Annotated in this window: 7 protein-coding genes and 2 pseudogenes; 4 read left to right on the top strand and 5 right to left on the bottom strand. The window is 62.0% G+C overall.

The features are described 5' to 3' along the window. Positions 1-311, top strand: a pseudogene (locus tag ACFQU4_RS37600) (hypothetical protein); the annotation flags it as partial. Between the two features lie 264 nt (positions 312-575). Here the strand turns inward: ACFQU4_RS37600 and ACFQU4_RS37595 are convergent. Continuing rightward, positions 576-1,793: an ROK family protein gene (locus ACFQU4_RS37595; protein WP_377502442.1), complete on the bottom strand. Its 1,218-nt coding sequence runs from the start codon at positions 1,791-1,793 to the stop codon at positions 576-578. Positions 1,794-1,871: 78 nt separating this feature from the next. Here ACFQU4_RS37595 and ACFQU4_RS37590 point away from each other — a divergent pair, with 78 nt between their 5' ends. The 3 genes from ACFQU4_RS37590 to ACFQU4_RS37580 are packed head-to-tail and all read left to right on the top strand — an operon-like array spanning position 1,872 to position 4,914. Then, the gene (locus tag ACFQU4_RS37590) at positions 1,872-3,209 is read left to right on the top strand and encodes an ABC transporter substrate-binding protein (RefSeq protein WP_377502439.1); all 1,338 of its coding nucleotides are present in this window, start codon (positions 1,872-1,874) and stop codon (positions 3,207-3,209) included. 57 nt (positions 3,210-3,266) lie between these two features. Beyond that, entirely contained in the window at positions 3,267-4,106 is an 840-nt protein-coding gene (locus tag ACFQU4_RS37585; protein ID WP_377502436.1) for a carbohydrate ABC transporter permease, read from the top strand. Further along, positions 4,099-4,914: a carbohydrate ABC transporter permease gene (locus ACFQU4_RS37580; RefSeq protein ID WP_377502433.1), complete on the top strand. Its 816-nt coding sequence runs from the start codon at positions 4,099-4,101 to the stop codon at positions 4,912-4,914. The genes ACFQU4_RS37585 and ACFQU4_RS37580 overlap by 8 nt, the downstream gene beginning before the upstream one ends. Before the next feature lie 386 nt (positions 4,915-5,300). On the opposite strand, the gene ACFQU4_RS37575 is transcribed toward ACFQU4_RS37580, so the two are convergent. The 4 genes and pseudogenes from ACFQU4_RS37575 to ACFQU4_RS37560 form a co-directional block, all read right to left on the bottom strand. After that, positions 5,301-6,746 carry a sulfatase gene (locus ACFQU4_RS37575; protein ID WP_377502430.1) on the bottom strand — a complete coding sequence of 482 codons (1,446 nt, stop codon included), beginning with the start codon at positions 6,744-6,746 and terminating at the stop codon, positions 5,301-5,303. Beyond that, positions 6,743-7,957: an ROK family protein gene (locus tag ACFQU4_RS37570; protein ID WP_377502427.1), complete on the bottom strand. Its 1,215-nt coding sequence runs from the start codon at positions 7,955-7,957 to the stop codon at positions 6,743-6,745. Before ACFQU4_RS37570 ends, ACFQU4_RS37575 begins: the two co-directional genes overlap by 4 nt. Positions 7,958-8,852: 895 nt before the next feature. After that, the gene (locus tag ACFQU4_RS37565; RefSeq protein ID WP_377502424.1) at positions 8,853-9,581 is read right to left on the bottom strand and encodes a hypothetical protein; all 729 of its coding nucleotides are present in this window, start codon (positions 9,579-9,581) and stop codon (positions 8,853-8,855) included. Between the two features lie 67 nt (positions 9,582-9,648). Beyond that, positions 9,649-9,780, bottom strand: a pseudogene (locus ACFQU4_RS37560) (IS481 family transposase); the annotation flags it as partial.

The following is a 9,780-nucleotide window of genomic DNA, read 5'->3' as shown; positions in this document are numbered from 1 at the left end:
AGGTCTGGCGCGGCGAGATCCACGGCGAGCACACCCATTTCGGGCAGTCGCTGCAGTGGGTCACCGACGGGAAGCGCAAGTATCTCTGGGCTTCCGCGAGGGGGATCGAACAGTTCTTCGATCTCGAGCAGGACCCACAGGAGCTGCACAACCTGATCGACAACCCGGCGCGGGCCGCCGAAGTCGCCGACTGGCGCGGCCGCTTGATCAACTACCTGGACGGCCGCGAGGAGGGCTACGTCGCGAACGGCGAGTTGATCACCGGCCGGGCGGTGCAGTCCGAGCGCTCCGACATCACGGCCCTGGTCTAGCGCCTGCTGTCGCACTTCTAGGTCGGCCCGGCCGAATTCTGCGGTCCGGCAATTCGTGTGGCGGCAGCTGCGGGGCGTCGCGGAGAGCCGTGAATTGAGCGACGTCACCACGCTGACCGACTTGACGGGTGATGACTCCGAATCACGACCAACTTGGCGCAGCTTCGAGCGAAGACTCACAGGAACTCCGCATAATCCGTGCTGCTGACCGGAACTGCAGCACGAGGCGGCACCCAGCGCTATGACCCGAGACGCTGCAGACGCCTAAGCCTGCCACTCGGCGCCGTGTTGGGCGCTGATACTCATCATGCCGATGTCACCGCCTTCGGCCCTGAGAAGCTGGGCAATGGCACCGAGGGCCGACGCGTCCTCACCGAGCGTCGATCTGGTGACCGAGATGCCGCGGGCCGCTGTTGGCAACGCAGTGCGGGCGACTGTCTCCCGCAGAGGTTCCATGATCAGATCGCCAAGTTTGGCCAGCTCGCCGGCAACGATGATCCGCGACGGGTCGAACTGCGTCGCTGTGCTGGCGACAACGGATCCGAGGATCCTGACAGCCTTCATGACGACGGATTGCACGACGCGATCTCCCGCGCGCGCTAGTTCAACCAGCGTGGCCGCGTCATCGATGGGCCGCCCTGCCGTGACACATTGGCGGAGCAACGCTGGAATCCCGATGTACAACTCAAGACATCCTCGGCTACCGCAATAGCAGTCGGGGCCCCTGGGGTTCACCTGCACATGTCCGATCTCGCCAGCAGCACCATGTGCGCCGCGGAGCAGCTGCCCTGCGGCGATCAGACCGCCGCTGACGCCGTCGGAGCACCGGATGTAGAGCACATCGTCGACACCGCGCGCCGCTCCCCAAGTCTGCTCCGCGAGTGCTGCAGTCCTGGCATTGTTTTCGACTGCAATCGGCGCATCCCGCCACTGCCGAAACCTGGCTGTCACCAGTCCGGCTGAATCTCGCGGGCTCGGCCTCCGTGCAGTCTTCGACTCCTCAACCAGTCCTTGTAGGGCCAGTCCAATGCCGCGGAGACCGGCCAGCGAAACATCTTGTTGTGTTGCAATCCCTTCAACGAGTTCTAGTGCCTTCCTGATTCGTACCGGCCATCTGGCATCTGTGGGAAACCGCGTGCTGCCGTGGGCGACGTTTTGGTGCGCAGCGTTGAGGATCACCATGTGGACATGCGCGCGTCCGATGTCCACGCCGAGGTAGCTGCCCGCGGTCGGGTTGATGGCCACGGTCTGCGCGGGCCTACCACGGCCGCGGCCCTCGGACGGCGGTGCCACGTCGGCCACGAGGGTCCCGGCGGCCACGAGATCGGCGATGATCGCGAACAACGTCGTGCGGGATAGTCCGGTCTTGCGAATCAGCTCGCCGCGGCTCAGCGGGCCGGACCGAGAGAGCTCAGTGATGACGAGGTGTTCGTGATGACGTCGTAGCTGCCGCAGTCGGGCGTGATCGTGAGTCACTGCCATGGTCCATCTCCCTTGTTGACGGTCATCGTGTACATTATGGTCAATACCTCGGAATAAATCATCACCAGGCAGGTGGACGTGGCTACAGCGACGCAGCATCGCGAGCAGCAGTTGAGAGGGGCGGTCGTGGCTCCTGGCGCGCGGCGCGACTTCCTGCGACGAGTCGTGCTTGCCAGCTCCGGTGTGCCTGTCGTGCTCGGGCTCGGGGCGTGCACTGACTCTAGCTCCGAGCTGAGCGGCAACGGGACTCGCACGCTGCGGGTGGCCCACTACAAGTGGATTGGCAACGTCGCGAAGTGGTTGCCAGAGCTCAAGGCACAGTTCGAGGAGGCCAATCCTGGGGTCACGGTCAAGTTCTCTCCGCTGGCCAGCGACGAACTCACTAGCGCTGACAGCCTCGTGCAGAAGTTCACCCTCGAGGCCCGCCAGGAAAGGGCAACCTATGACCTGATTCTCGGCCCGACCCCATGGATTGAGGTTGGTGCACTCGCTAAATCGGGCGCGATCCTTGCTCTGGACGATCTGGTGACCACTGAACACACCGAGAGACTCGTTGACCAGGCGCGTCTGGAGGGCATCGCGCCGGACGGCAGGACCTACAGCATCCCGTTCTGGACCGACATCATCGGCTTCTTGAGCCGGCCCGATCTCTTGCGTCAGTTCGATGTGCGACGGCCGAGGACCTGGGACGAGCTCAGCGCGACGGTCGACGCATTGAGCGGGCGGCTTCCCATCGGCACATTTGCCTATGGCGGAGATTGGACCTTCATTCACCGTTCTTTCCTGCCGATCCTGGTCACCCTGACTGATCGGCCGTTTACAGAGAACGGCACCATCGATGTCGCCTCACCGGCAGCGCTTCGGGCCTTGGAGATCATGGGCCAATTGGAGCGCGCGATGCCACCGAACGCCAACAAAAGCCTTGGCAGCGCAGAGGTATTTCAGGCCCGGAAGCTTCTCATGGCTACCTATTGGCAGGCCCAGCATCAGCGGTCCAGGGAAGGCGGGCTCGGCGCCGACGAATCCGAGTTCACGTCGAATCTGGTGGGCGATCGACCAGGGACATTGTTCTGGAACGTATCGGGTGTTGTGCCCAAGCACAGCCCCGTGCCTGAGTTGGCCGTCAAGTTCATGACCGATGGGTTGCTGGGTGAGTTCGCTCTCACACAGTCTGTCATTAGATCTGGGCGAACATCACCAGTCAAGGATCTGTCCGACATTGTCGAGCTGCCTGAATGGCTGAACAACGCATACACCCAACTTTCTTCGGGCACAGTTCTCCCGTGTAATGACGCATTCATGTCCATCGAACAGCCGGCCTTCAAGAAAGAGATTGAACGGATGGTCATTGATAAAAGCTCCCCGGTGGAAACGCAAGCTGCTCTAGTCTCCGAGTTCTCCGGATATCGGTGGTAGTTGATGGTGTCGCCTCCTAGTGTCCATATTCGCAGTTCATGGTTCGCCGGGTATCTGTTGATCATCCCGACGCTGATTCTTGTCGGGGCCTTCGTCCTCTTCCCACTCGGACGTTCGCTGTATCTGACATTCTTTGACTACAGTTTCCTTCGCAATGATGAGCATTTCGTCGGGCTGGCCAACTATCTGGAGTGGGTCACAGATCGGAACATGTGGCATAGCCTCTTGGTGTCAATTCAGTTCTTTGGGTTGTACGTCCCGGTGAGTATGCTGATTGGCCTGATCGTCGCACTCCTCATTGATCGACTCGCGAACAAGTACCTCGGTGCCTTCTACCGTACGATCTTCTACTTCCCCGTGGTGCTACCTGCGGCGATCGTCTTTCAGATGTGGCTGTGGATCTACGACCCCACACTTGGTCTGTCGCAACTCATGGCCGAATCAGTCGGCCTGATATCCAACGACTGGCTGGGCAACCCGGATACCGCTGTTGGTGCTCTGGCGGTGATGACGATCTGGCGGCTGACCGGTGAAACCGTCATCTTCTTCCTTGTCGGCCTGGCCAACGTTCCTAAGGACCTGATCGAGGCGGCCAGGGTCGACGGGGCTTCGGAGGTGGGGATTATTCGTAAGATCATTATTCCGCTGCTGGCGCCGATCATTCTCCTGGTCTTCGTTCTACGTCTGAAGGTACTCGAACTGATCGTCGAGCCGCTGTTTATGACTGAAGGCGGCCCGATTGACGCCACACTAACCTATGGCTTGCAGGCGTATTATCTCTTCGCGAAGGAAGACCGCATTGGGTACGCCAATACCTGGTTCATCCTCATGGCTGTGATCGCCGTCGTCGCTGCCGTGGCCGCAACTCGTATGACGCGCAGGTATCAACATGATTAAGCAACCACTCGAACAGGCACTCTTACTGCTACTTGCACTGCTCCTCCTGCTGCCATTTGTTTGGTTCGTGTCGATCGCGCTCAGGCCGCAGGGTGACCTCTATCAAATCTTTCCGTCGAGATTGACTCTCGAGAACTTCCCGGCCATGTTGGACCGAGTTCCCGCCATTGCGAGGCATTTCGGGGACAGCTTCGCGATCACGGGCGCAAGCATCGCGTTGACCGTCGTGCTGTCGATTACGGCGGGATACGCCTTTGCCAGGCTCCGGTTCAGGGGGCGAGATCAACTCTTCTGGCTTCTAATTCCGACAATCTTCGTACCGCATGCGACGGTTGTCGCCACCCTCTACCTCGAGCTCGCGGACCTTCGGCTTATAGATACTCGGCTCGGATTGATCTTGGTTTATGCAGCTTGGCAAGTCCCGATCGGCACACTTATCATGCGCAGCGTATTTAGGCAAATTCCTGACGAACTTGAGCAGGCTGCCCGAATCGACGGCGCCGGCACCTGGCAGATCCTCTGGCGGATCTATGCTCCGTTGTCAATGGGTGGGGTGATCGTTGTGAGCCTCATTTCATTCGTCTACCTGTGGGGTGAGTATCTCTTCGCCTCGACATTTGCGGGGGACCAGGTGATTCCGATGTCCTTGGGAATTCGCTTCTTCCAGCCCACCGCTTCGGATCCAACATTTACGTTCAATGTTGCCGCCGCAGCGGGCCTAATAATGTTTGTGCCCTCCGTGGTGATCTACGTTGTGTTCCAGAAGTGGTTCTCCCGTGGCGTCCTAGAAGGGGCGCTAAAGGGGTGAATTGACTGGTGGTCAACCTTGCACAAGCAAGCCAGCGTTTCAGGTGGCGGTGAGCTCTCGTTCAGGCCTGGCCATTCACTGCAATCTATTGATGCGGAATCCGGGGTTACTCGCGGGGAGATAGAACTCGGTCAACTGGCAGTCGCCGGCCGCACTCCAGTCATCGACGCCACTTCTGCGACAATTTCCCCGCGGACGCGGTCGTCCATGCCGAGCTCTTCAGCACTCGAATTCCGGAGGCAAGGAAGTACCCGCAGAGGTGCCGGTATAAAGGGCATCAAGGACAAGGCGTCCCGATGCGGCAGGTTTCGACCTGGAAACTGGTATCGCATCACGCGTACTGGCCGACGTCAGCTTGGCGAGCCATAGCGTCTTGCCCTGGCTGCCTACTTGGTGAACTCGGGGTGAGTCCTGGTAGAGGACGCTGGCGCAGCAGAGTCTTGCTGGATTGCCGCGCGCCACGCCTCGTGCCGCTGGGTCAGGGCAGCGGCGATGTGGGGTTCCGCCTGGTAGCGATTGTCCAGTTCAGCCTGGTCTGCGGTGAGATCCGCGAGAAACCAGCCGGATCCGATCGGTGCGTGCTCCTGCGACGACAATTGCCCCGGCGTCGAACTCTCTGGGTCGACCCAGCTGAGTTTCCAGCGGCCGGACCGGACGGCCCATTGGAAGCCGCAATCCCAATGGAGAGCGTCGTGTCCAATTCCGGCGAAATTCGAGCTTGCCTCCGTCAGGTCGGACAGCAGATCTCGTCCGTCCGTGTCCGAAATCGGCTGTTCCGAGGCCAAGCCGGCGAGCGTCGGCGTGAGGTCCAGAGTGCTGGCCAGGACCGGGGTCTGAGCTCCGGCAGGCAGCCGACCTGGCCAGCGCCACAGGAACGGCACTCGGATGCCACCCTCCCAGAGGGTGTACTTGGTTCCACGAAATGGCGTGTTGTCGCCGAAGTTGCAAGTGGACCCTCCATTATCGGTCGTGTACACCACGACGGTGTCCCGAGCGACGTCGGTGTCGTCGAGGAGTGCCAGTAGTCGCCCGATCTCGACGTCCATCAATTCCAGCTGAGCCAGGTAGTATTCCCGGCCGCGCGGAAGGTTCGGCACGATCACGTCGTCGTACCACTCGCCGTAACCGCCTCCCGATTCGGGCGACCAGTCGGCGAAGACCGGTAGGCCGCGCCGGTGGAGTTCCTCGGGCGGGAGTTGCCAGCAGAAGTTGTGCACTGCGTTGAAGGCGACCATGCAGAAGAACGGTCGATCGTCGTCGGGATCCGCGATGAAGTCGGCCGCTCGCCGGCCCAGTTCGGTGGTGAGGAAGCCCTCGTGCTCGACCGGCTCATCACCAGACAGCATCGGTTGGACAGCCATCGGGACAGCGGCTTCCTCGCCGTACTCGTCGGCGGCAGCACGTGAGTGGCGAAGGTAGTGCAGCCGACCGAGCGAGTGACCGGCCAGACCGTAGAACGTCGTCTCGAAGCCGTGATGAGGAGGGCAGGCGCGATCTCCGACATCCTCGGGTCCGTAGTGCACCTTGCCGAAGTAGCCGGTGCGATACCCGTTGGCGCCGAGTCGTTCGGGCAACGTCGGTACGTTATCGGGCGGGAAGGATGCGGAGTCGAACCAGCGGGCTCCCCAGCGTTGTTGGTATCGGCCCGTAATGATGCCGGATCGAGACGGGCTGCAGATCGGTGCCGTGACGTAGGCATCGGTGCAGGTGACGCCCTCCGCCGCGAGACGATCCAGGGCTGGAGTCCGCACGTCAGCGTGGTAGCCGAGTGCGCTTCGGTCGGCGTAGCCGTGGTCATCGGAGACGATCAGCAGGATGTTCGGACGGTTCATGACTCGCTCTCTGGCGAATGGGTTTGCTGCTCAGTTGGCAGCACGAGATCGAGTACTTGACCTGCCAGGTGGCGCCGTGCCAGGAGGGCCGCGGCCAGGGCTCCGCCTCGGCCGAGCCCCTGGTACCGGCCGACTACCAGGTCGGCACCGGCTGAGCCCGGTAGGGCGTAGTCCTGGTAGCAGTCGGCGATCCGGCCGACGAAGCTCTCGCCTGCTCGGACGAGCTCGCCACCGATAACGATTCGCGCAGGATCGAGCAAGTTGGCCAGGCCGGCTATCGCGCGGCCGAGGATCTCCGCGGCGTCCTGGAAGGCACGGTGGACAGCTCGATCGCCAGCCTCCAACGCCAGCATCACATCCGACCACGAGCCCCCGACCCTCTCTCGGACCGCAAGGTGCACTGCCTCGGCCGACGCGTACTGTTGCAGGCAGCCACGGCCTCCGCATGGGCAGATCCGGCCGTCGAAGTCGATTGATAGGTGGGCAAGTTCCCCAGCGCCGCCACCTGCGCCCCTGATCACTTCGCCGCTGACAATCAGACTCGCTGTCATCCCGTGCCCTAGCTGCAGGTACAACACTGGATCGAACTGCTGCCCCGCACCCCAACTTGCTTCGGCCAGCGCCTCAAGCCGACTGTTGTTCTCGACAACCGCGGGGACATCGAGCGCCTCAATTGCCAGTTCCGCGGCATTCACTTGCCACCAGCTACTGGCCGGATGGGTGGACACCACACCGGAGACTCGATCGATCTGTCCGAACACCCCGACGCCGGCGATGGCCAGTCGTTCGATTCCCGCTGCCGCGGTGGATCGGTCGAGCACCGATCGAGCGGCGCTCAAAATCTCTGATGGGCTTAGACCAGGGAGCAGTCCTTGGCGATCCTCGGCCAGGACATCGCCGGAGAGGGAAACGACGGCGACGTGCAGGTTGGTCGTGGTGATCTGGACGCCCCCGACCGCACCCAGCCTGGCAGCCATGGTGATCGCCGGACCGGACCTGCCGTCAACCTTGCCGTAAGCCTCGCCCGCGTTCTGGGTTTCCTCGACAATGTCTTGGGCTAACAGAGAGCTGACCACCGAGCTGACGCGACTCCGGGACAGTCCAAGATGACGCGCGATCTCCGCCCGGTGTACCGGCCCCTTCAGTATCAGGAGCTGGATCAGTTGACTCTCCGTCGTTGGCCGCGGACGCGACAGTGCTGATTCGGCCATCACCGGCCCTTCAGTTGCGTTCCAATAGGTGACAAGAATAGCATCGATCTAGAGTTCTGTGGTCCGAAACAAGACGTAACGGTCCATGCCAGTTGCTCGAGCCCACTGCCTCATGGCTACCGATGAATCGACGGAAATTCCTCGCGGCGCTATCGGGGATTCGCTTCGGATCGTGGATTGACCGATCGCGTGGGTACCCATCGCGGTACGGCTTGCCCGTCGGGCTGGCCCGAACCGTGCTACCAGTCCTGGGCGACCGAGTAGGTGTGATCCGGCTGTACGGCCCAAGGCTTCTGGCCAGAGAGTCACTGATCCAGCACCGCCCGATCGCGGGGCCGGTGTGAGGTAACGGCATAGTGCTCGATGTCGACAGCGGATCCGCGCGCCGTCCAGGACCTGTCCGACCGCCTTTGCGGTGCGACGAGTCCAAGCGCAGTTGTTCGTCGTGGGCGCGGTGACGATGGCGTTTGGGCTACGGTGCGCAGGTCTTCGTGCCGCCGGTGGTGGCGTCTCGTGCCTGATTTGCCCGTGAACGTGACGTCGTTTGTTCGTTGTTTTGACCAGCGGCGGTGCCGTCCGGACTACCTCTCCCATCCGTGCGTGTCACGCGTTGCCATGCCGGACCGGAGGAGGTGCATGCGAACCGTCTTGGCGTCGAAGCCCAAGGTCGAGCCGATCCGTGCCAGCAATTCTCCGCGGATGTACCGATCCTTCATCTCTCGCACTCGGGTCTCCGATGGGCCCTTAGGAACTGGAGTGTTCTTATCAAAAGTCCGTTCAAGTTGAGGATTCGTCGCCGGGGTTGATGAGTTTGATCCTGTCAAGATCATCTGGCCCCGGGATGACGGCCTAATGTGGGCGTGGCTCGGTTGGCTGTGGTGTCCGAGTGGTCGGGCTAGCTTGGCTCGTTGCCGGCCTGTGGCGGCTCCGCAGTGGGAGCGCCGAGGGTGGTGAGGAGGTCTGTGAGGGGAATCGATTCGTATTGATCGGGCAGCGCGATCTCGACCGGTTCACCGACGTTGGCGTAGTCGGTCACGATGCGGCGGCCTGGTCCGACCTCGATGTCGATTGAGCGGACGGTTTCGGTCTCGGCTAGCTCGACCGTGCAATCGAGTTGGGTGAGATTGCGGTCTTCGGCCTGGGCGTGGATCTGTTCCCAGGTTTCGCCGACGCCCTGGCGGTGTTCGGCGGGGGCTGCCTCGATCGATTGGTCTCGTCCGATGGTGACGAGGGCTCGATGCTGGCCTGTCGGCTTGGCTGACGTGGCGCCGAGGAGCCAGTAGAGCGGTGTGACCGGCGGGGCTGCGGACACGAAGTCTGTGCCGGGTGTCTTGATCCAGGTTTGGTCGCGTGCAGGTGGCGCTTGTGGATCCGCGCCGGCGATCTCATTTCCCAGCGGCATGTAGAGAGAGTTGCCGACAACGAGCATCCTCTGCCAAAACGGCGCGTCCCGGCTGGGGAGGAGATAGGCGGTGACGGTGACGCAGCGTTGGTCGACGATGTCGAAGGCGAACCGGGAGTTGGTTACTGCGTCATCGGCGCGGAACCACCAGTCACCGATTGCCCAGCGTCGAGTCAGGGTCTGTCGTGCCGCTGCGGCGATCTGCTCGACTAGCTTCTGCATGTGATCACCCTCCTTCGGCCTACTTCGTCACAGGGCGCCCTTGCAGTCCCAGGCTGCCGCGGCGGCGCTAGGTGTGATGTCCAGGCAGGTTGTTGAGTCTGGTGATGGGTGTGGTGCCGGTGGCGGAGTGGGTTCGGTGGTGATTGTAGAAGTGGAGCCAGCCGGGTAGGGCGGTGCGGCGTTCGGCTTCGGAGGTGTA

Source organism: Microlunatus sp. GCM10028923 (assembly GCF_042666975.1).
In the GTDB taxonomy this organism is placed as follows: domain Bacteria; phylum Actinomycetota; class Actinomycetes; order Propionibacteriales; family Propionibacteriaceae; genus Microlunatus.
The sequence above is the reverse complement of the archived record's forward strand: the minus strand, read 5'-3'. Positions and strand labels throughout refer to the sequence as shown.